This window comes from Candidatus Rokuibacteriota bacterium (genome assembly GCA_016188005.1).
Taxonomy (GTDB): domain Bacteria; phylum Methylomirabilota; class Methylomirabilia; order Rokubacteriales; family CSP1-6; genus UBA12499.
The window spans coordinates 21,043-40,658 of record JACPIQ010000134.1; the positions used below are offsets into that span (position 1 = coordinate 21,043).

At 69.0% G+C, this 19,616-nt stretch carries 23 protein-coding genes; 7 read left to right on the top strand and 16 right to left on the bottom strand.

All coding sequences use genetic code 11. The features are described from left to right. Positions 1-6: 6 nt before the first annotated feature. The 8 genes from HYV93_25605 to HYV93_25640 form a co-directional block, all read right to left on the bottom strand. A complete protein-coding gene (locus HYV93_25605; protein ID MBI2529351.1) occupies positions 7-750 on the bottom strand; it encodes a hypothetical protein in 744 nt (247 codons plus the stop codon). A gap of 445 nt (positions 751-1,195) precedes the next feature. Then, the gene (locus HYV93_25610) at positions 1,196-2,134 is read right to left on the bottom strand and encodes a glycosyltransferase (GenBank protein MBI2529352.1); all 939 of its coding nucleotides are present in this window, start codon (positions 2,132-2,134) and stop codon (positions 1,196-1,198) included. A gap of 13 nt (positions 2,135-2,147) precedes the next feature. Then, positions 2,148-3,380: a DegT/DnrJ/EryC1/StrS family aminotransferase gene (locus HYV93_25615; protein MBI2529353.1), complete on the bottom strand. Its 1,233-nt coding sequence runs from the start codon at positions 3,378-3,380 to the stop codon at positions 2,148-2,150. A 99-nt stretch (positions 3,381-3,479) separates the two neighbouring features. Further along, positions 3,480-4,208 (bottom strand): hypothetical protein, encoded by a 729-nt coding sequence (locus HYV93_25620; protein MBI2529354.1) that lies wholly within the window; start codon positions 4,206-4,208, stop codon positions 3,480-3,482. After that, on the bottom strand, positions 4,205-5,107 hold the full coding sequence (locus HYV93_25625; GenBank protein MBI2529355.1) for a GNAT family N-acetyltransferase: 903 nt from the start codon (positions 5,105-5,107) through the stop codon (positions 4,205-4,207). Before HYV93_25625 ends, HYV93_25620 begins: the two co-directional genes overlap by 4 nt. Positions 5,108-5,535: 428 nt before the next feature. Continuing rightward, positions 5,536-6,450: an aldo/keto reductase gene (locus HYV93_25630; protein ID MBI2529356.1), complete on the bottom strand. Its 915-nt coding sequence runs from the start codon at positions 6,448-6,450 to the stop codon at positions 5,536-5,538. A 19-nt stretch (positions 6,451-6,469) separates the two neighbouring features. Then, positions 6,470-6,919 (bottom strand): DUF2214 family protein, encoded by a 450-nt coding sequence (locus HYV93_25635; GenBank protein ID MBI2529357.1) that lies wholly within the window; start codon positions 6,917-6,919, stop codon positions 6,470-6,472. Between the two features lie 30 nt (positions 6,920-6,949). Continuing rightward, a complete protein-coding gene (locus HYV93_25640) occupies positions 6,950-7,093 on the bottom strand; it encodes a hypothetical protein (protein MBI2529358.1) in 144 nt (47 codons plus the stop codon). 170 nt (positions 7,094-7,263) lie between these two features. On the opposite strand from HYV93_25640, the gene HYV93_25645 reads away from it, so the two are divergent. After that, a complete protein-coding gene (locus HYV93_25645) occupies positions 7,264-7,503 on the top strand; it encodes a cytoplasmic protein (GenBank protein ID MBI2529359.1) in 240 nt (79 codons plus the stop codon). Between the two features lie 69 nt (positions 7,504-7,572). Here the strand turns inward: HYV93_25645 and HYV93_25650 are convergent, their stop codons facing one another. Both HYV93_25650 and HYV93_25655 read right to left on the bottom strand, forming a co-directional pair. Continuing rightward, complete coding sequence (locus HYV93_25650; GenBank protein ID MBI2529360.1) at positions 7,573-8,529, bottom strand: NADPH:quinone oxidoreductase family protein; 957 nt, start codon at positions 8,527-8,529, stop codon at positions 7,573-7,575. Between the two features lie 320 nt (positions 8,530-8,849). Continuing rightward, the gene (locus tag HYV93_25655) at positions 8,850-9,641 is read right to left on the bottom strand and encodes a hemerythrin domain-containing protein (protein ID MBI2529361.1); all 792 of its coding nucleotides are present in this window, start codon (positions 9,639-9,641) and stop codon (positions 8,850-8,852) included. A gap of 455 nt (positions 9,642-10,096) precedes the next feature. Here HYV93_25655 and HYV93_25660 point away from each other — a divergent pair, with 455 nt between their 5' ends. After that, positions 10,097-10,663 (top strand): hypothetical protein, encoded by a 567-nt coding sequence (locus tag HYV93_25660; protein ID MBI2529362.1) that lies wholly within the window; start codon positions 10,097-10,099, stop codon positions 10,661-10,663. A gap of 167 nt (positions 10,664-10,830) precedes the next feature. On the opposite strand, the gene HYV93_25665 is transcribed toward HYV93_25660, so the two are convergent. Continuing rightward, positions 10,831-12,084, bottom strand: coding sequence for an NAD(P)/FAD-dependent oxidoreductase (locus tag HYV93_25665; protein ID MBI2529363.1), 1,254 nt, complete (start codon positions 12,082-12,084; stop codon positions 10,831-10,833). 106 nt (positions 12,085-12,190) lie between these two features. Beyond that, on the bottom strand, positions 12,191-12,757 hold the full coding sequence (locus HYV93_25670; protein ID MBI2529364.1) for a PEP-CTERM sorting domain-containing protein: 567 nt from the start codon (positions 12,755-12,757) through the stop codon (positions 12,191-12,193). A 511-nt stretch (positions 12,758-13,268) separates the two neighbouring features. Between HYV93_25670 and HYV93_25675 the strand changes: the two genes are divergently transcribed. After that, positions 13,269-14,126, top strand: a complete 858-nt coding sequence (locus HYV93_25675; protein ID MBI2529365.1) for a DMT family transporter — start codon at positions 13,269-13,271, stop codon at positions 14,124-14,126. A gap of 94 nt (positions 14,127-14,220) precedes the next feature. On the opposite strand, the gene HYV93_25680 is transcribed toward HYV93_25675, so the two are convergent. After that, positions 14,221-14,727: a helix-turn-helix domain-containing protein gene (locus HYV93_25680; protein ID MBI2529366.1), complete on the bottom strand. Its 507-nt coding sequence runs from the start codon at positions 14,725-14,727 to the stop codon at positions 14,221-14,223. A gap of 303 nt (positions 14,728-15,030) precedes the next feature. On the opposite strand from HYV93_25680, the gene HYV93_25685 reads away from it, so the two are divergent. Beyond that, positions 15,031-15,201, top strand: coding sequence for a VOC family protein (locus HYV93_25685; protein ID MBI2529367.1), 171 nt, complete (start codon positions 15,031-15,033; stop codon positions 15,199-15,201). A 141-nt stretch (positions 15,202-15,342) separates the two neighbouring features. On the opposite strand, the gene HYV93_25690 is transcribed toward HYV93_25685, so the two are convergent. Further along, positions 15,343-15,519 carry a DUF1059 domain-containing protein gene (locus tag HYV93_25690; GenBank protein ID MBI2529368.1) on the bottom strand — a complete coding sequence of 59 codons (177 nt, stop codon included), beginning with the start codon at positions 15,517-15,519 and terminating at the stop codon, positions 15,343-15,345. 149 nt (positions 15,520-15,668) lie between these two features. On the opposite strand from HYV93_25690, the gene HYV93_25695 reads away from it, so the two are divergent. Beyond that, the gene (locus HYV93_25695; GenBank protein MBI2529369.1) at positions 15,669-16,418 is read left to right on the top strand and encodes a helix-turn-helix transcriptional regulator; all 750 of its coding nucleotides are present in this window, start codon (positions 15,669-15,671) and stop codon (positions 16,416-16,418) included. A 62-nt stretch (positions 16,419-16,480) separates the two neighbouring features. Beyond that, complete coding sequence (locus HYV93_25700) at positions 16,481-17,041, top strand: DsbA family protein (GenBank protein ID MBI2529370.1); 561 nt, start codon at positions 16,481-16,483, stop codon at positions 17,039-17,041. A gap of 8 nt (positions 17,042-17,049) precedes the next feature. Here the strand turns inward: HYV93_25700 and HYV93_25705 are convergent, their stop codons facing one another. Beyond that, positions 17,050-18,246 (bottom strand): MFS transporter, encoded by a 1,197-nt coding sequence (locus HYV93_25705; GenBank protein ID MBI2529371.1) that lies wholly within the window; start codon positions 18,244-18,246, stop codon positions 17,050-17,052. Between the two features lie 221 nt (positions 18,247-18,467). On the opposite strand from HYV93_25705, the gene HYV93_25710 reads away from it, so the two are divergent. Then, positions 18,468-19,103, top strand: a complete 636-nt coding sequence (locus HYV93_25710) for a DUF4143 domain-containing protein (GenBank protein ID MBI2529372.1) — start codon at positions 18,468-18,470, stop codon at positions 19,101-19,103. A 137-nt stretch (positions 19,104-19,240) separates the two neighbouring features. Here HYV93_25710 and HYV93_25715 read toward each other — a convergent pair. Then, positions 19,241-19,616, bottom strand: a 376-nt coding sequence (locus tag HYV93_25715) for an LLM class flavin-dependent oxidoreductase (GenBank protein ID MBI2529373.1), incomplete at its 5' end; no start/stop codon positions are given.

Here is a 19,616-nt window from a genome sequence, read left to right on the forward strand (position 1 = left end):
CGAGCGTTACCTGCGGCGGCGAAGCCGCCGTGCTATCGCCATGCTCATCAGGCCCGATCCGATCAGGATGAGGCCGGCCGGTGCAGGAACGCCCGGCGTGACAGGCCCGGGGCCTGCCGCGGCCAGACCGTACTGGAGGTGGTCGACCTCGATACCACCCGCGGTGTTCGAGATGGTGATCGACGAGACCCCACCCGGATCGCTGCAGCCGAAGAAGCGGTCGTCACCGGTCGTGCCGGAGATCCCCCCGTCCGGAGACCCCGCATCCGAAAAGCCCGCGACCGCGCATGGAGCCAGGACGCCGCCTGGTCCGCTGGCCGAGAATGAGATGGTGCCGGCACCATCGGTCCACGCGATGCCTACGTGAGTCGGAAGCCCGCCGAGCGCCACGGAGCTGAAGGTGAAGGTGACAGGAGGCGAGGTGAAGAACGAGCGTCCGCCGGTCCCGGACCCATCGATTGTCCCGTCGTCGGCGTCGACGGAGTCGGTGATGCCGGTGGGCGGAAACGGAGCTCCCGAGGAGGCGCTCACGCCGGGTGTGTTGAGCAAGCCATCCTCGAACGTCTCGAGGAAGAAGGACGAGAACGACAGCGACTTGAACGGGCTATCCGCCCCCCCGCAGCCGGCCGGCGCCGTTGCCGTGTCGAAGCAGAGGTACGGGGACGGCCCGAACAGGGTTACCGCTCCCGCCGGGCCCACGGGGAGCAGCCCCACGCCAAGGGCGATCACTATAGCCAATCGAGCGACCATTGCCACCTCCTGAACGCTCCGTGAGAATGCACTTCGTCTTACATCATCTGCACTGTCGAATAGCTTGACGCATATGACTCAGGAGTCCTGGGTATGCAAGCGTTGCGCCGCGCAAGAGAGCGCTTTCCCCCTGGGCAGTTACACGCCCGCTCCAGGGCGGCCTGCCGCAACCTGTAAAGAGAACTGACATCCCGGGGTGCCGGGTGGCGCCGGCTCGCCCCTGGTCCGAGCCAGCGAGATCTGGGACGATCCGTTCTCGGGTGACTCCGTGCCGGCGCCACGGCGCGTGCAGCCCGTATCGCCTGGAACCCTACCTCGAACTTCACAGGTTGGAGGCGCCTTACTCGCCCGTATGCCGTCACGGGTGCTGCCGGCCCGGCAAGGTCGAGAAGCTGCCGTCCTCGCCCCGCGGGTGACCGGAGGTGAGCGCCCGACCCCCCTGGTCTCAGCCCCGCGTCTTCGCCTCCCGCCGCTTCGCGGGTTGCGGGTCCAGCAGCCGTTCCAGCGGCCCGAGGTGCGACCAGAGGAGGAGTCGCCAGGAGTAGGGGCGGAGGGGCGATTCCTTCACGCAGAGCCTGGCGTGCCGGCGGGCGCGGGCCCGCCAGCCGATCTCCATGCACCACACGACCCACCGCACGTCGTGCGTCCACATCAGGTGCCGGTCGCGGAGCCCACGCTCCACCTGTGGACGGATCACATCAAACATGCGGGCGGACTGCCTCACCTTCCAGTCGCGGGGCTTGGACGACCACGTCCCGGCCCCGTGCTGTCGATAGACTGCCATCACCTCGTCGAGGAAACCCACGTCCCCACGGAGGGCGTGGAGGATGCCCAAGGGCCAATCGCCCAGCGCGAGCACGTCGAGAACCTCCGGCCACGCCCCGAGCACCCCCTGGCGGTACATGACGCCGCACGGCTGGATCGGGTTGGATGCGAGCAGCTCCCGGACGGTGAACACCGGCACCTGCGGACCCGCGGGATGCTCGAGCGGGGGCCGCCCGTCGTCGAAGACCATCCGCACCCGCACGAAGCACATGGACCACTCGGGGTGCCGGTCCATGGAGTCGATCTGTCGCTGCAGCTTGTGGGGGCTGATCCAGTAGTCATCGCCTTCGAGGACCGCGATGTACTGACCGCGACAGGCCTCCCAGCATCGCCGGAAGTTCGGCATCATCCCGAGGTTCCGGTCCGTCCACAGGGGGCGTACGAGGTCCGGGTATCGCTCGGCGTAGCGCCGGATGATGGCACCCGTGGCGTCCGTGGAGCAGTCGTCTCCGATCACCACCTCGTAGGGCTCGCTCACGCGCTGCATGAGCACACTGTCGATCGCCTGGGTGATGAAGCGCTCTTGGTTGTAGGTGAGCATGAGGACGCTGGTTTTCACGGGAGACGCCCGGTCACGACGCGGACGCATGCCCCGGCACCAGGCCGCCCGCCGCCAGCCGGCGCATGACCTCGCCCGCGTTCTCCACCACGACGCGGACGACCGCGCACATCGCGTCGACGCTCCTCTCGGACACGGCCGTCCCGTTGGGCAGGAGCATCACTCGCGCGGCGACCCTCTCGGTCTGCGGCAGCCGAAGCCGGGCCTGCGGGTACAGCGTCCGGTAGGGCTCCCAGCGGTGGCAGCCCGGATGGAAGTGCCGTCGGGCCAGGACGTTCTCCCGGGTCAGCACCTGGACCAGGGCGTCCCGGCTCACACTCGCCTGCACCTCGTCGATTTCCAGGACGAGATAGTGGTAGTTGTTTCGCTCGGTCTCGTCGTACTCGATGACGGAGACACCGGGCAGGCCCGCGAGGTTCCTTACCGTTCGCCGCCAGTTCCGGTGGTTGACGGCGACCACGTCGCCGGCGCCCTCGAGGGACGTCAGCCCCATCGCTGCCGAGAACTCGTTGAGTTTGCCGTTCGTCCCCTCGGACACCACGGTGTCGGCGCCGCGGAAGCCGAACGTGCGCATGCGGTCGACCCGCTCCGCCAGGGTGTCGTCGTTGGTCGTGATCAGGCCCCCCTCGAGGCTGTGGCAGAACTTGGTGGCGTGGAAGGAGAAGATCTCCGCGTCGCCGAAGCCGCCCACGAGCGCGCCGCGATACGAGCAGAGGAAGGCGTGCGCGGAGTCGAAGAGCAGCCTGAGCCCGTGGCGGCGGGCGATCGCCGACAGGGCGTCCACGTCGCATGGCCGGCCCCACAGGTGCACCGCGAGGATGCCCGTGGTCCGTGACGTGATGCGCTCCTCGACACGTCCCGGGTCGATGTTGTGCCTGCGTGGGTCGATGTCGCAGAAGACGGGCGTGAGGCCGAGCCAGTGGACGGCGTGGGGCGTGGCAGCCGCGGTGAAGGCGGGCACGATGACCTCTCCCGTGAGGCCCGCGGCCCGAATGGCGATCTCCAGACCCACCGTGGCGTTGCAGACGGCCAGGCAGTGCTTGACGGCGAGGATGGCGGCCACCCGCCGCTCGAGCTCCTGCTCGTACGGCCCGTGGTTCGTCAGCCAGCACCGGTCCAGGATGTCGTTCAACCGGGCCATGAGCGCGTCGCGGTCGCCGATGTTGGGCCGCCCGACGTGCTGAGGCTCGGTGAAGCTCGGCGCGCCGCCAAAGATGGCCAACTCGTCGATCCGCGTCTTCGTCATGGAAGTCTCCCGCTCCGCGCCGGCTGGGCCCGCGTCAGTCCCCAGCGGGCGCTCCGTGGCGGCGGCGCGCACGCCCGGCGGCCGGCGCCGCTGCTCCCGTCAGTCAGGGCGCCGCTCATCGAGCGGTGGCCCGGTCATCGCGCGGCTGGCGAAAGCGGCGGCTCCCGGGAACGGGATCTCGAGCCGGCGGGCCTCGTCCCAGTCGAGCGCCGGGGAGAACTCCGGATCGTCGAAGCGCGCGCCGGTGACCGTCACGCGCTTGCCATTCACGTGAAGGCGTCCATCGACCAGCCACTTGGCCGCCTGGAGAAGCGACTTGCACTGCTGGACGAACAGGCGATGGCGAAGCACGAGGTCCGGGAGCGCGGGGTCCCGCGGGAAGAGAGTCTGCATGACGATCTTGCCTCCGTCCATGACCTCGTCGATCAACTCGACGGTGCTGCCAAGGAACTTGACGCCGTGGCGGCAGCCGTCGCCGAAGCCGTCCATCCCCTTGAACGCTGGGAGGAGGGAGGGGTGGAAGTTCAGAATGCGGTCGCGAAACGCGTCGCGGACGGCTGCGGAGTAGAACTGGGTGTAGAAGGAGAAGACATAGTCGACGCGGCGGTCCTGGAGGTAGCGGAGCAGCCGGTCGCCAAACCGATCCGGATCCGGCTCGGGGATCACCTCGACGGCCAGGCCGTGCGCTCTTGCTTTGTCGAGCGCGGGGCAGAGGCGGTCGCAGACCAGCCCCAGGGTGAGGCGGCGCACCAGGGCGTGGTGCAGGACCTGGTCCATGATCGACCCCGCCGAGGACGAGACGAAGGCAAACCGCAAAGATCCCGTCACGCGAACTCCTCCTGACGGTAAGCGGGGAAGTAGCGCGTGGTCCCGGTGCCGCGGGAGGCGCACAGGGCTTCATAGCGCGACCGGTCCAGGATCCTCCCGCACAAGTGGGCCATGCGCGTGCCCGTTGCCCAGCCGCGCTTGAACGCCGAGAGGCCGTCGGCCACTCCGGGCCGCGTGCCCGCGGCGCCGCCCAGCCCGAGCCAGCGAACCTTGCCGTGGAAGTGGCGCAGGACGTGCCACTTGGTGGCGTACGACGCTCGCAGCTCATACCCCCGACTGCTGAACGCCGCCAGGTGTCCGTACGCGACGTCGCCCTGAACGTACCAGAGGTCCATGCCGATCGTCTCCCCGGCGCCGGACGTGGCCCGGAACATCACCATCCCGGGCAGCGCAAGCTGTCGTGCGAAGGCAGCGCGCGAGAAAGCTCGGATGCCGGTGATCCCGTGGCGCTGGATGAGGCAGTCGTACAGCCGTACCCACTGGTCGAGCTGCGCCGCCGGGTCGTGACAGACCTCGACGTCGACGTGCCGGAGCGCCCGCCGGACCGCAGCCTGGTGCGAGCGCGAGACAATGGCTTCCACCGGGCGCGTCAACTCGGTCACGAAGTGGGGCTTGAAGTCGAGCACCACGTCGAACCACTGTTCGAGCGTGGAGCGGTCACAGGGGGCGAAGGGGTCTGCCACGCACGTGAGGCTGACGAGGTCCTCCAGGTCGCGCAGGTCTTGGGGCAGCGCGCGCCACTCCGCGCAGCAGAGGAGTGGGTAGCAGCCCATCGCGTCACGATCGGTCGAGCCGGGGATGGGCCGCTCCAGGACATAGGCGCCGGAGCGGGGAAGGGCTCTCGGGCGACCAAAGGCGTCGAAGGAGCCTGCATATCCCGGATGGAGGTACCCCGTCATGCGAGGGGGACGATCCGGCGCGGGCGCTGGCCTCGGATTGGCGCCGACTGCGAGGCGTCTCGGTCAACGGGAGTGCGTCTGCTGGGCCACGTCCGGGCGCGCGGCGGCCCTCCTGAGCGGGCGGTTTCCGGCGTCCGTGCGCGCCAGCGCCCGGTGAGGGCCGAATGGCGTGGGGCAGTGTCTGCCAGCATCCGGGAGCACTATAGCACCAGCGGGCGCCAGGAGCCGGGCGAGGCGCGAAGCGTGCCCGCGGAAGCCACCGCACCAGCCCGGCGAAGGGGGGATTGACGGCGAGCATGCCCGCCAGCGCATCCAGGAAGAGCCACGGCAGGTGCGCTACGCTGCCCGCGACCCCCCGCCCGCGACCCCCGGCTCGTCCCGGATGGGCCGGAGGATGTAGTACGGGCCCGGTCATCTCGGGCGGCGCTTCACAGCCGGTCGATGAAGGCCTCCATCCGCCGCCGCGTCGCCACGTCCGGCAGGCGGCCCTCGGCGGCGCCCAGATTGTCGAGGAGATAGTCGACCCTGGCGATCCCCGGAACGCAGCAGGTGACGGCCGGGTGCGACACGATGTACTTGAGGAAGAACTGGGCCCAGCTCGCGCAGTCGAACTCGCCTGCCCACGGTGGCAGCGCCCGGCCCTGGACGGCCTGGAACAGCCGGCCCCGCCCGAATGGCAGGTTGATCATGACGGCCACTCCGCGGTCAGCCGCCAGCGGGAGGATGGTCGCCGCCGCGTCCCGGCGGTCGAGCGCGTAGTCCACCTGGATGAAGTCGAGCGTCTCGGCGCGCATGGTCCGCTCGAAGTCGGCGTACTGCTTCGGGAACGACGTGGTGATGCCCACGTAGCGGATGCGCCCCGTCTGCTTGAGCGACCGGAGCGTCTGCAGCTGGATCGTCGTGTCGCGCAGGTTGTGGACGGCGATGAGATCGATGCGGGCGGTTCGTAGCCGGCGGAACGAGGCCTCGATCTCCTCGATCCCGGCCTGGCGCCCGGTCGCGCCGACCTTGGTGGCGAGGAAGAGGGACCCGCGCACGCCCAGGTCGGCGACGAGCTCGCCCGCCACCGCCTCGGCGGCGCCGTAGGACGGCGCGGTGTCGATGACCCGGCCGCCTCGCGCCGCGAACCGCCGCAGGACCTCGCGGAGGGTTGCCCGGTCGCTGGACCTCGGCCCCGCCTCCCAACGCCGCGCCGTCCCAATGCCGATCACCGGCACGCGCTCGCCCGTGGAGGGAATCGACCGCTCGATCAGGGACCCCGGCTGGGCCGCGGGTCGGCCATTGGGTAGCAGGCACGCAGCGCCCGCCCCGACCGCGGCTTTGAGCAGATCGCGACGAGCCACGTCCACGCTCGACCTGCCGCTATCTCTGCCCGAAATCCCGGGCCATGGAGCTTGCCACGAACACGATCAGCACAACGATACCCATCTGGATGTGGTTGAGCACGTAGAGGGTGCGGGCGCGCGAGGTATCCGGCGTGCGACCTTGGCGGAGCTGGACGCGCCACCGGATGAAGGTGAGCATCGGCCAGATCTCCAGCGCCACCACGCCCAGGAACAGGGCCAGCTTCGCCCAGAAGAGCGTCGAGTTCAGATAGAACTGCGAGCCCTTATCGAGCCCGCCGAAGGCCCGCAGCAAGCCCGTCAGGATCCAGAGTAGCGCGGCCAGGCCCCACACCGTATCGGCCGCGAACAGTCGCCGGAACCCGTCGGCGTCGAGCCGCCCCTCGAGCGCGCGCCCGCGCCACCACACGCTCGGCAGGCCGATCGCCAGCGCCAGCACGTGGAGCGCGGAGACGACCGCTGCGAGCATGGGACGATTATACTGCGCGCGGTTCCCCTCCTACCTCGCCTGCCTCTCGCAGAAGGTATCGCGCCACACTCCGCCTTCGTCCCTGCACCGCTCGGCGTCCGACTTGGTCGGGCAGCCGGCGAGGCCGAGGGCCGCGATCAGCAGGGCGATCAGAGCCATCACGTGATGTTTCATCGCCGTTCTCCTCCTCGGTACGCTCATCATGCAGCACCTCATCCCGGCAAACCACTTCAGGACGCCGGGGAGAGGCCCGGTCGTATTGCAGCCCCCCAGCGCCCTTCCACTTCGCCCGTGGCCGACGCGGCCGATGCCCTTCCGACGCCTTCCTGGTCTAGAATGAGCGCATGGCAGACAGCTTCGGCGAGTTCGAGGCGTCGAGCCTCTTCTGCCCCCGCTGCAAGCAGGCTACGCCCGTGCGGAAGAAGCTCCTGCTCGTCCTGCCGAGCGGCAACAAGTACGATTACACGTGCAGTGTCTGTGGGACGCAGGTGGGCGGAAAGACCGACTCCGACAGTAGCGACTTTCACCGGGTGGCGTCAGCCTCCCGGGCGCCCCGTTCGCCCCGTCCGGGCCGCCCGGCCTGATCGTAGCGCTTCCGACTCTACTGATCGCATCGCGGCACAAGAGGTGGGGGGGCACGCGCTCACACCGACCTACACCAGTACCGCTTTCCCCATGACCTTGCGCTCGCGCACCACGGTCAGCGCGTCGGCGGCCTGCGCGAGCGGGAACCGGTGGGAGACATGCGGGGTGATACGCCCGGCGGCGAGCCACCCCATCAGGGTCGCAAGATTCTTGCGCTCCCGGACGGGATCGAGCCGGCCCAGTGCGCCGATCGTGAACCCGATCGCCTCCGCGTCCTTGATCAGGAGGTGGTTGGTCTTGACGACGGCAGCCCGGCCGCTGGTGAACCCGACGATGAGCAGCCGACCGAACGGAGCGATGCAGCGCATGGATTCGTCGAACACGTCGCCCCCGACGGGGTCGTAGATGACGTCCGCGCCGCGGTCAGCCGTCAGACCCTTCACCTGTTCCCGGAACCCCTCCGTGTAGTTGATGACGTGATCCGCTCCCATGCGCGTGCACACGGCGAGCTTCTCGGGGGTGCTGGCGGTGGCGATCACGGTGGCGCCGAGCAGCTTGCCGACGTCGACGGCGGCCAGCCCCACGCCGCCGGCGGCGCCGTGCACGAGCAGGACTTCCCCGGCCTGCAAGCGGCCGCGTTGAAGAGCGTAGTAGGCGGTGCAGTAGCTCGAGCGGAAGGCGGCCGCGGTCTCGAAGCTCACGGTCGCGGGCAAGGGTATCGCCTGCCGCGCCGCCACGACTGTCTCGTCGGCGAAGCCCCCCGGCACGAGCACCCGGTCCCCGGCGGTGACGTGCTCGACCCCCGGCCCGGTCTCGATGACGACTCCGGCCGCTTCACTCCCCGGGATGAAGGGGACCTCGCGCTTCGTCTGGTACTGCCCGGCGATCATCAGCACGTCGACGAAGCTCACGCCGCGGGCACGCAGCGCGACCCTCACCTCTCCAGGGCCGGGCGTCGGTGACGCGACCTCGCGCAGCACCAGGTGCTCGGGGCCCCCCAATTGCTCACAGAAGATGGCTTGCATTCTGGTCTCCATGCTCTTCCGCCAAGGGTGAGATTGGCCCTCGCCTTCTCCCCGTCGGAGCGGGGGAAGAGGCTGGTATGGTCGCCTAGTCTACAGGACAATCACGTCTCCCGAAGCACACTGCCGCCAATCCGACAGTCGTAATCCTCAGTGCGGGCCAGAAGATCGCGCGCTTGCAGTAATCGGCGGTCGCTGAGAGTGATCGGGCTGCTGTCGCGGCGGTCGGCGGGGGTTGCGTTGAAGCGGGCGGCGGCCGGGAGCGCTGCGGGCCCAACCGGGGGCAGGCCGGCGGGCCTCGCAGCGGCTGTGGATCCCTGCTCTCAGGCGATCCGGCCCACCTTCTTCGAATGCATCTCCGCCATCTGCGTTCCGGCGCGCTCGCGCCGTCCCTCGTCCCAGACCCTGGTGATGCGGGGGAAGATGTCTTGCTCTTCTTCGCGGATGTGGGTCTCGAGGCTCGAGTGAACCTCCTTGATCTTGTCCAGCCAGGCGGCCTCGTCCGGCCGCATCCGGCCGGTCGCCTCGATCAAGCCCTCGACCTTCTGGACTTCCTTGTGGTGCTGCTCTCTCCACTCGGATAGCCTCGCGTCCTTCGAGCCCCCATCGCGCGCGAGCGGCTCGTACAGGCACGCGTCCTCCATCTGCTCGTGGAGCTTGAGCTCGGGCTTGAGCTCCTCCCAGAGCTGGCCCCGCTGCTGCGGTGAGGCGTGCAGGACCTTGTCGAAAGCCGCCTTGGCCTTGTCGTGCTCTTGCTTGATGAATTGAGTCGCCTCCATGGGGTGACCTCCTCGGATTGGTATGGGTGTCCGTGGGGCTGGTGAAAGACCTGACCGCGTGATCGGCTCGACCCTGGCCGGCGCCGCCGCGGTCGACAGCCCGGCGCAGAGGCGCTCCAGCTTCCGGATCTTGCCCCGGAGCCGGATCTGCTGAGCGAAGCCGCTGATCGAGGCGACGACGACGCCCACCGAGGCCGAGAGCAGGATGATCAGCGACAGCGGCAGGCTGACGGAACGCCAGTGCAGAAAGCTCACGGCCACCGGGTCAGGGTTCTGGATCGTGAAGATCACGGCCGCCACTCCGATGATCGCCATCAGCAGATAGACGAAGACCATAGCCGCCTCCGCAGTCGATGGAATGCTCTTTCCCGGAAGGGTGCATCGCGTGTGCCAAGCCCGCAAGTGGCGTGAACCTGGCGGAAACGCGGTCATGCGCACGCCGGCGAGACGCAGACTCCAGTAAGGTCTTCCGGTCGCGGAGTAGGAATTACATGTCCACTCCGGCTCCCCCGGGCCCAGCCCTCCTCGCGCAGCCGGGGATCCAGGGTGTCGCGGACGGCGATCGCCGCGAAGATCGAAGCCGAGGGCGACGAGCATGATGGCCGGTCCCGAAACGGTGGCGACGCGGGGCGCGGTGCAGCGTGGCGCCTGACGTCGATGTCCGACGCGGTGCGATACGCCGCGTTCGCGGGCTGCCGGGCGGGGTGTAGCCTTGTTCAAGAGGGGGAGACGCGGGATAGGAGCCGCTCTTCTGGGCGAATATCGAAGCGCCTTTCCGGAAGGAGGTCCCAATGGACACGCGCGAGAGCCAGAAGGACATCATGGAGTCGGTGAAGGACACGGTGGTCAGTTCGATCCGCGGCACCGGTGAAGTCGCCAACAGCGTCATCGAGACGGTCAGTGGCACGATGGTGACGGCGATCAAGGGCACCGGCGCCGTCGGCGCTGCGTTGACGACGACCCTTTCCGATATCCTGCGCGGGGCCATCACGGGCACCGCCCAGGTCGGCGGCGACGTCGGCACCGCCGCCAAGGGCGCCGTGGTGGGCGTTCTCAAGGGTGCCAAGGAGGTCGGGATCGAGGGTACCGACGCCGTCAGCGCCAGCGCCCGCGCCGTCGTCAAGGGTGCCGCCGAGGTGGGCAGCGACGTCGGCGTCGCCGCCAGGAACGCCGTCGAGGGAGCCATCTCCGGCGCCAAGCAGATCGGTCTCGACGTCGGGCAAGCGGCCTCGGCCGCGGCGACCGGGGCGCTCAGGGGCGCCGGCGAGATCAGCCAGGAAGCCGTGGAGCAGGTTCGCAAGGCGGCTACCGGCGTCATCGCGGGCGTCAAGGTGGTCGTGAAGGAGCCGTTCAAGTAGCGCCTCAGGCCCGCTCGCGCGGCGGGCCTCCGCAGGGGAGGGGCCGCCGAGGCCGGAGAGGATCCGGCCCGCGGCCGCTGGGGGGACGACGCGGGAGGCGGCCGCCCCCGGCTCCGCCGCCTCGCGCGCCCCGTCGCCATCGAGGGGCGCGCGGCCTGGAGCCGGCCTCACTCCCCCTCCGTGCCGTCCTTCCCCCGCGTCATCAGCCTGATGGGGCGATCGTAGAAGACGTAGTTCCACGCCCACGAGATCAGCACCACCAGACGGTTCCGATAGCCGATGATGTAGTACAGGTGCACGAAGAGCCACACGAACCAGCCGAAGGGCCCGGTGAACGAGAGCGGTCCCACCTGGGCGACGGCGGCGTGGCGACCGATCGTGGCCATGATGCCCCTGTCGCGGTAGCGGAAAGGCTGCAGCGGCTGCTTCCGCTCCAGCCGGACGATCGCATCGGCGACATAACGCCCCTCCTGCATCGCCTGCGGCGACATCATCGCGAGCTCACTCCCGTCCTGGATGGCCCCCGCCACGTCCCCGATCGCGAAGGCTCCGGGGTAATCCGGGATCCGGAGGTACTCGTCCACCGCGATCCGCCGAGACGGGGTGCGCCGGACGCCGAGTGCCGTGTCGAGCTCCGACGGCTTGACGCCCGCCGCCCACACGAGGGTCCGCGCGGCAACGATCTCGCCGCTCGAGAGCGTGATCCGCCCGTCCGTCGCGTCGAGCAGCCGGGCGCCCAGCCGGACCTCGACACCGAGCCGCTCCAGCCGCGTCCGCGCGTCCGACGAGAGGGCCGGGAGAAAGGCCGGGAGGACGCGATCGAGCGCCTCGACCAGGATCACGCGCACGGCGCGGAGATCGAGCTCCGCGTAGTCCCGGATCAGCACCCGGTGGATCAGCTCGGAAAGCGCGCCGGCGTACTCCACGCCGGTGGGCCCGCCGCCCACCACGACAAACGTGAGACACGCGCGCAGGGCCGCCTGGTCCGTCTCGCGGGCCGCTCGTTCGAATGCGCGGATGACGTGGGTCCGGAGCGCCACGGCCTCGGGCAGGTCCTTGAGCCCGTGCGCCGCCCGCTCGACCGAGCCCAACCCGAAGAAATTGGTGGCGCTCCCCGTCGCGATCACGAGATAGTCGTACGGAAGCCGGCCGCCGTCGGCCGTCCGCACGATCTTCGCATCGAGTGCCACGCCGGTCACCTGGACCACGAGAAAACGAACGTTGGGCGAGCCGCGAAAGACCGCTCGCACCGGGTAGGCGATGTCGCTCGGGTTGAGCAGGGAGCTGGCGACCTGGTAGAGGAGTGGCGTGAACAGGTGGTAGTTGTTGCGGTCGATCAGCAGCACGTCCACCGGCGTGCCGGAGAGACGCTGCGCGCACTGGAGGCCGGCGAATCCGGCGCCGATGATGACGACCTTCATCGCGCCGATCCTGCCAAATCGTCAGGGGCTGGTCAAACCGGCCCCTCACCGCCGGACGGATCCGCGCTTCAGGTATCCAAGAGGGGCGTAGGCGAAGGGGGCCGTTCTACCTCTTGCCGCGCGCGATCAGCCTCATCCCGGCAAGGCCGAGACCGAGAAGCACGAGAGTGGCGGGCCCGGGAACGCTCGGGCTCGGCTCGGTGGTTTGGACATTCGTGAAGGAAAAGCTCAGATCGTTGTAGTCGAACGGCCCATTGAGGAGGTCTTCGAAGCTGACGAGGGTCTCGTTGGGCTGCCAGCCTTCCTGGACCCGGGCATGCTCGTGCAGGTCAGGATTGCGCGAGGCCGGACCCGTGAAGAAGTCGTGTCCCGTGTTGTTCACGTGCAACCTGAAGATCAACTCGGTGCCGATTGGAAAGGAGCCCAGATCCACGGTGCTCCCGACGGCGGACGTATGGTTGTTGAAGATGATGCTCGTCGAGAAGAAACCCGCGGGCGTCGACAGGTAGAGGTCATTGCTGAAGGCCGCGGAGTTCCCCTGATACGTGGCGATCACGTTACTGGTGCTTCCGACAAGAACCTTCAGCCCTTCCGTTCCCGGGGCGGCAATGGGGAATGCCGAAGCCGTCCCAGGCAAAGCCAGTGCCGCCAACGCCAGCAGCCCGATCCCCATCGATCTGATCGTGGACATACCGCCTCCTTGCCCTATCAGTTCACACCGTGGGAGCTGAGATGAGCATGTGTCGTGCCACTCACACACGAGGACGAAAAGATATGCAGGACAGTAAGTTGAGAAAGGGCCAGCGGGAGTCGAGGAAGGGATTGTAAAGACACTCGACACTTCTGGGCCACGCGGGCCAGCGACGGCTGCTTCACGAAGCGAGAACGCGATGAGACCGAGCAACCAGGGGGACGCGGGCGAAGTGAACGGATGCTGGGGGGTCTACGATATGATCGAGTCTCGCCTCGGCGTCCCGAAGTGCTTGGCCGGGTTGATCTTCAAGTCCTACAACGAGGCCATGCGGAAGAGAGTGCTGCTGAATCACAACCTCTGCAGGCACTGGTGTTGGCTGGAAGATGTCCGCCTATGTCACGTCCACGTCCACGCCCGGCGTCGGCCGCCCGAGGGCCCGACCCCGGAGACATCCTGCACCCCGGCTGGCTGAGCGCCATCGCGTCACCCTGTGGATAGCCCCTGGCTCCTGGTCCCCACCCTGCTGCTGGTCGACAGCCTGCACTTCGTCTTCGCGCGGCTCTTGCTGCCTCACGTGCCGCCCGAGGTCTCGGGCGTCTACATCATGGCCCTCTCCACGCTGGAGGTGGCCCTGTGCACGCGCGGGCGGTGGCGGCTCGACCTGCTGCGGCGTCATCTCGGCTTCTTCGTCGCCATCGGCCTCCTGGTGGGCGCCAGCACCTATCTGAGCCTGCTGTCGGTGCGCTACATCGATCCGGGCACGGCTTCCTTGCTCAGCCGCATCTCGGTGATCTTCGGTCTCGGCTTCGGCGTGCTGTGGCTCCGCGAACGCCTCGGGCGGATCAAGGCCCTCGGCGCGGCCGTCGCGGTGGCCGGCGTCGTCGTGGTGGCGTTCCGGCCGGGCGACTATCTCCGCCTGGGCGCGCTCATCTCGCTCGTGAGCACGTTCATGTACGCGCTCCACGCGGCGCTGGTGAAGCGGTTCGGCGGCGAGATGCCCTTCGTGACTTTCTTCCTGTACCGCCTGCTGGCTTCGACGGCGATGCTGGGCCTGATCGCCGTGGCGTCGGGTCATCTCGGGTCGGTCCCCGGCCCCGCCGGCCTCGCGCTGCTCGCGCTCACTGCCACGGTGGACACGGTGATCAGCCGCGGGCTCTACTACCTCGCGCTGAGGCGTCTCGACATGAGCCTGCACACCATCATCCTGACCCTCAGCCCGGTGGTGACCATGCTGTGGTCCTTCGGCCTGTTCGGCAGCGTGCCGTCGCCGCGCGAGGTGCTGGGGGGCCTGCTCGTGCTGGCCGGGGTGCTCGTGGTGACGACGAGCCGCGCGGGACGACCAGCGTAGTCCGGACGGCCCGAGGGGGGGGCGCCGGGACGCTGCCGGGGTGCTGGGCGTGAGGCTGAGGCGCGGGCGAACGCGCCGGCGGACCGGCGCTCCGTTACTTCCTCGTCCGTCGGCGCGACTTCTTCACGCGAAGGCGAGCCTTCCGCGTCCGCGACGCGGTCTCTTTCGTGCGTCGAGCGAGGAGCGTCTTGACCTCGCGCTTGCCCACCTTCCGGAGTGCCACGAGGGCTGCCCGGTTCTGCCCGTTGGGAGTCGATTCTCCCGCCTCCCAGTGCGCCACGGCCGGCGCGCTCACCCCGACCAGCCGCGCCAGAGCCATCCGGCTGAGCCCGAGGCGCTTCCTCAGGCTCTGGACGAGTCGGGGCGACAGCCGGGCGGCCTTCGCTGCCTCCCCCGACACCGGCGGGAGAAGCGGTGCGGCCTCCATCAGTCGCTCCCAGCCCACGGCCAGCCGACGCAGAGCCGTGAGCGCGCTGTGGAGTTGCGCCACCTTTCGCCGGAGCCGAAAGACCTCTCGCCGGAGCGGCAGGACCACCGGGCGCACTTGCCGCCGGGCACCCCGGGCGATTGCTTCCCTGATCGCGGTCTCGATGTTGGCCACGCGGTTGCCTCCTCTTCTCCTCTTCGCACATGGATCCCCGGAACGACGAAGGGGCTGCGACGGAGGCCGTAACCTCTTCTCTCTGCATGCATGCGGGGTGAGCCTGGATTGTACAACGTGAACGGGCGACTCTGCTCCCGAACGGGGGACGGGCGCCTGAGCAAGAGTCCGATGACGACCCTGCTCCGTGACTCCGAGCGTTGAACGTCAACGGCGAGTATCATTCAGGGGCTGAGAGGCGCCGGTACTCTCCGGGATCTCTCGACGGCTGCTCACCGAACGAAGAACGAAGAAGGACGTACGATGAGAGCATTCGAGCCGCTCGGCATCGACCACATCGTCCTGCGCGTGAGCGACCAGGAGGCCTCGCAGCGGTTCTACGTGGAGGTCCTGGGGTGCACGCTAGCTTACAAGCTGCGAATGAAAACAATCAGTTGTATATGGCCGTCAGAGAGGAGCCCCAGATGGGTGTAAAGCAGGCTGACACCCTGAACGGCTTCTCGAGGTGTCCCTCAGGTTTGAGAATGCCTGAAGCATCGGGCTTGTCAGTGACCGCCTGAAAGCCCACGCCATCGCCGGCGGGCGGCGAGCATCCGCCGCCCGCCGGTCCGCCATTCACTCCTCGGTGACCCGCGCCTTGACTGCTTCGACCAGCTCGGGCGTCACGGCGAGCCCGTGGCTTTCCACCGCGTGCTTGCCCGCCTGCTGGAGGATGTCGTCCACCGTCCGCCCGCGGGCGACGAACTGGCAGGACGTACCCGACACATCCGCGCAGCGCAGGACCTTCTCCATCTCGACCTTCTTCATGGCATCTCCTCCTCCGGCCATCCATGGCCGCCTTGGGAATGGCGCCTCCCTCGGAAAGGCTACGATCGCGCGTTCGCCCGCGGCGGTACGAAATCCGCACCAGTCTGCGCCGCCCGCCGGGGTATCGTTGGTGTATGAAGGGCTACGGTCAATTCTGCTCCGTGGCACGGGCGCTCGATCTGCTCGGTCAACGGTGGACGTTGCTCATCGTACGTGAGCTCCTGTGCGGAAGCCGTCGCTTCGGGGAGGTGCAGCGCGGCATTCCGCGCATCTCGCGGACGATGCTCTCGGCGCGTCTCCGTGAGCTGCTCGACGCTGGGGTGATCGAGCGCCCGGACGGCAGCCGCGGGCCCGAGCACCGAATGACGGCAGCCGGTATGGAGCTCGCGGCCGTCGTCCGTGAGCTGGGCACGTGGGGCCAGCGGTGGCTGCCCCGCGAGCTCCACACGAGCGAGCTGGACGTGGACGCACTCGTCTGGGACATCCATCGCCGCGTACGCAGGGAGACGCTTCCGGAGAAGCCGCTCGTCGTCCGGATCGAGCTGTCGGACGTGCGCGGCGCCGCGAGTCGTCGCTATCTGCTGCTCCGGCGCAGCGAGGTGTCGCTCTGCACCGCCAACCCTGGATTTCCGGAGGAGCTCTGCCTCCGCGTGGACCGCCGAACCCTGATCGGATGGTGGCGCGGTGATCTGACGCTCCCGCAGGCGCGCGCGGCAGGGTTGATCCTCGAGGGTCCACGCGAATGGGTGCGCGCCTTTCCGAGGTGGTTCGAGCGCTACCTGTTCGCCGCGGTTGCCCCGTTCTCCAAGCCGAGCGCTGCCCGGAAGCACGCGCGGATGGCGCGGCCGGGCGAGCAGGTACGCCGAAGACAGGAGGCATCGTGACTCAGCCAGTGACGATGAGGATCTTCTCCGACTACGTCTGACCCTGGTGCTACCTCAGTACCGTGCGTATTGAGCGGCTCAAGGCAGAGCACAACGTGAAGGTCGAGTGGGTGCATTTCCCGCTGCACCCGGACACCCCGGCGGAGGGCCGCGCGCTGGCCGATCTGTTCGCGGGGCGCCACCTGGACCGGAAAGCCATGCACGCACAGATGAAGGCCCGCATGGACGCCGAAGGTCTCCCGTACGGCGAGCGCACCATGACGTACAACAGCCGCCTGGCCCAGGAGCTGGGCAAGTGGGCGGACACGCAGCCGGGCGGCGAGGCCATCCACGACGCGCTGTTCCGCGCCTACTTCGTGGCCGCGCGCGACATCTCCCAACCCGCGGTGCTCCTGGACATCGTGCAGCACGTGGGCCTGTCCACCGAGCGCGCGCGCGAGGTGCTGGAGAAGCGCACGTTCAAGGACGCCGTCGACGCCGACTGGGAGCTCTCGCGCCAGTACGGGATCACGGGCGTGCCGACGTTCGTCGCCGGGCGCTCCGGCGTCGTGGGCGCGCAGCCCTACGAGGCGCTGGAGCAGCTCGTGCGCAAGGCCGCGAGGGAGGACGACGCCGGAGAGTAGGAACGGCCTCAGGCGTCGGGGTCGGCGGCGCGCGGCGCGTCCGGACGGGGCAGGCCGAGCGCCACGAGGACACCCAGGGCATTGCAGCCGGCGGCGATCAGGACCGCTGCGCCATAGCCCTGGGTCAGGTCGAACAGGCGGCCGGCCGTGATCGGCAGCACGATGGCGGCGGCGCACCACGCGGTGTAGAGGCGGCTGGCCATCCGGCCGTACAGCGCACGCCTCCAGTAGACAGCCACCGCAGCCGCCGTGACGCCGGAGATCAGCCCGTAGCCCAGCCCCACGAGCGCCAGCGCGAGCACCGACACCCCGGGACCGGGCCACAGCGTCAGTGCCACGTTGCCGGCGAGCGCGACGGCGTGGGCGCCGGCTGCCACCGTGGGAATGGCGAGCCAGTCGACCATCCAGCCGCCCCCCATGCGCGCGGCCGCGATGCTGCCGGTGATGAACGTCGTGCCGTAGATGGCGAGCGCGGCGGCGCCGCCGTAGGAGGCGATGATGCCCGCGGCCTGGCTGAGCACCATGAGCCCGGCGGACGCCGCCAGGAAGAAGACGAGCCACAACCGCCAGAACAGGGGCCGGCGACGCTCCTGGGCGTCGGGCTCGACGGCCGCGGTCGCCGCCGCGAGCGTGATCCCCGAGCGCGCGATGAGCCACGCGCTGATCACCCCGGTGACGGCCAGGACAGTGGCGAGCCCCCCGAGCGTGGCGCGCACGCCGAACTCGCGGACGGACCACCCGAAGAGGGGCGCGGCGATCATGGCGCCCGCGGGATACAGGCCGATGATATAGCCGTTCACCAGGCCCTGGTGTCTCGTCACCGCCAGGTTCACCGCCTGCTGCATGAGGATGTACCCAGCGCCGCCACCGGCGCCGAAGAGCAGCCCGTATCCGATGGCCAGCTGGGCCAGCCCGCCGGCCGTGGCGGCAAGCGCGATGCCCAGGGTGCTCGCGGCCGCGCAGGCCAGCACCAGTATCGGGGTCGACGCGAGGCCGTAGACGTGGGGCGCCAGGTTCATGCCGGCGCCAAATCCGGCCGTGGCCAGGGCGAAGACGAGCGCGAGATCGGCTCGGCTCAGCCCGAGCAGAGTTTCCAGCGGCGTCAAGAACACGCTGAACGCATAGAGCGAGCCGAGCGGGGTATTGAGTGCGGTGGCGGCCGCGACCGCGCGCCACGGGCTCTGCCTGACGTCGGTGTCGCTCACGATGATCGGCCGTCCCCGTGTGTGCAGGCAGTGGCCGCCGGCGTTTTCGATGGGAGGGCGGTGGCTGCGCGGCCAGAGTATACGGGATTCTCGCGCCGGCGGACACCCCGCGATGGCCCGAGGATCTCGGTCGGCGCCGCCGGCGAGCGGAGCGAGTCCCGCCGGACGTCGAGACGGGCGGATCGTGTCCATGAAATCCTAGCTCATATCGCTAGGATTTCATGGTACAGCCCCAGCTCGGAATCACGATCGGCGCCGGGACGATCCGCAGGTTCTGGACGATGCTCGCCCACTACCACGCTCAGATCTGGAATGGCGCCGAGCTGGCGCGGGCCTTCGGCATTGCCGAATCCACGGTGAAGCGATATCTCGACCTGCTGGCCAGTACGTTCATGGTGCGCGTGCTGCTGCCCTGGAGCGAGAACATCGGCAAGCGCATGGTGAAGACGCCCAAGGTCTACATCGGCGATACCGGCCTGCTCCATGCGCTGCTCGACATTCCGAGCGCTCGGGCCCTCGAGACACACCCCAAGGTCGGGGCCTCGTTCGAGGGGTTCGCTCTGCAGGAGGTGATGCGGGCGCTCTCCGCGCGACCCGAGCAGTGCTTCTTCTGGGCCACCCATCAGGGCGCCGAGCTGGACCTGCTCGTGGTGCGGGGGGGAAGGCGCCGCGGATTCGAGTTCAAGCGGACCGATGCGCCCGGCGTCACAAAATCCATGCACGTCGCGATCCGAGATCTGGGCCTCGAGTCGATCGACGTGGTCCATGCCGGCGGCGACACGTATCCTCTCTCGACCAAGATCCGGGCGCTCGCCATCTCCAGGCTGACGACAGAGTTGGGCCGGGTCGCGCGTTGACCAGCCCCTTCGTCGCCGGCTCGCCGCTGCGGCTCGCGGGTGCACCCGGCGGCCCGCTCGCGGGCCTGACGGTCGCTGGCAAGGATCTCTTCGTCTCCACCATCAACGACGCGCCGCTGTGGTGAGTGGCAGTTGCGCTACGGGAGCCCGACGGTCTCCCGGAAGCGGCGCAGCGTCTCGACGTGATCGGCCGGCGTCGCCAGGCCCATCCCGGAGGTGTGGACGCAGAGGTGGCTGATCCCGCGCATCGCGCGCCAGGCCTCCAGCTCCTTGCGCCAGTCCGCCGGCGGGATCTGGGGCAGCGTCATGCGGCCCTCGATCCCGAACGCTTTCGGGTCGCGGCCGGCGTCGCGGATCATGCCGTGGAGCCGATCGACGGCGGCCTGCGCCGGCGCGCCGGGCCGGAAGTGCGGCATCCATCCGTCGGCGATGCGGGCCATCCGCTGCTGCACGACCTCGCTCTCGCCGCCCATCCACACCGGGATGGGTCGCTGCACCGGGAGCTGGTTGAGG

Bases quoted from the DNA above. Each gene is read 5' to 3' on its own strand.
- HYV93_25650 (MBI2529360.1), bottom strand. From the start codon at position 8,529: ATGCAAGCCATCTTCTGTGAGCAATTGGGGGGCCCCGAGCACCTGGTG.
- HYV93_25655 (MBI2529361.1), bottom strand. From the start codon at position 9,641: ATGGTCTTCGTCTATCTGCTGATGGCGATCATCGGAGTGGCGGCCGTG.
- HYV93_25615 (MBI2529353.1), bottom strand. From the start codon at position 3,380: ATGACGAAGACGCGGATCGACGAGTTGGCCATCTTTGGCGGCGCGCCG.
- HYV93_25625 (MBI2529355.1), bottom strand. From the start codon at position 5,107: ATGACGGGGTACCTCCATCCGGGATATGCAGGCTCCTTCGACGCCTTT.
- HYV93_25665 (MBI2529363.1), bottom strand. From the start codon at position 12,084: ATGAAGGTCGTCATCATCGGCGCCGGATTCGCCGGCCTCCAGTGCGCG.
- HYV93_25695 (MBI2529369.1), top strand. From the start codon at position 15,669: ATGAAGGGCTACGGTCAATTCTGCTCCGTGGCACGGGCGCTCGATCTG.
- HYV93_25640 (MBI2529358.1), bottom strand. From the start codon at position 7,093: ATGAAACATCACGTGATGGCTCTGATCGCCCTGCTGATCGCGGCCCTC.
- HYV93_25635 (MBI2529357.1), bottom strand. From the start codon at position 6,919: ATGCTCGCAGCGGTCGTCTCCGCGCTCCACGTGCTGGCGCTGGCGATC.
- HYV93_25645 (MBI2529359.1), top strand. From the start codon at position 7,264: ATGGCAGACAGCTTCGGCGAGTTCGAGGCGTCGAGCCTCTTCTGCCCC.
- HYV93_25685 (MBI2529367.1), top strand. From the start codon at position 15,031: ATGAGAGCATTCGAGCCGCTCGGCATCGACCACATCGTCCTGCGCGTG.
- HYV93_25710 (MBI2529372.1), top strand. From the start codon at position 18,468: ATGGTACAGCCCCAGCTCGGAATCACGATCGGCGCCGGGACGATCCGC.
- HYV93_25660 (MBI2529362.1), top strand. From the start codon at position 10,097: ATGGACACGCGCGAGAGCCAGAAGGACATCATGGAGTCGGTGAAGGAC.
- HYV93_25670 (MBI2529364.1), bottom strand. From the start codon at position 12,757: ATGGGGATCGGGCTGCTGGCGTTGGCGGCACTGGCTTTGCCTGGGACG.
- HYV93_25690 (MBI2529368.1), bottom strand. From the start codon at position 15,519: ATGGAGAAGGTCCTGCGCTGCGCGGATGTGTCGGGTACGTCCTGCCAG.
- HYV93_25605 (MBI2529351.1), bottom strand. From the start codon at position 750: ATGGTCGCTCGATTGGCTATAGTGATCGCCCTTGGCGTGGGGCTGCTC.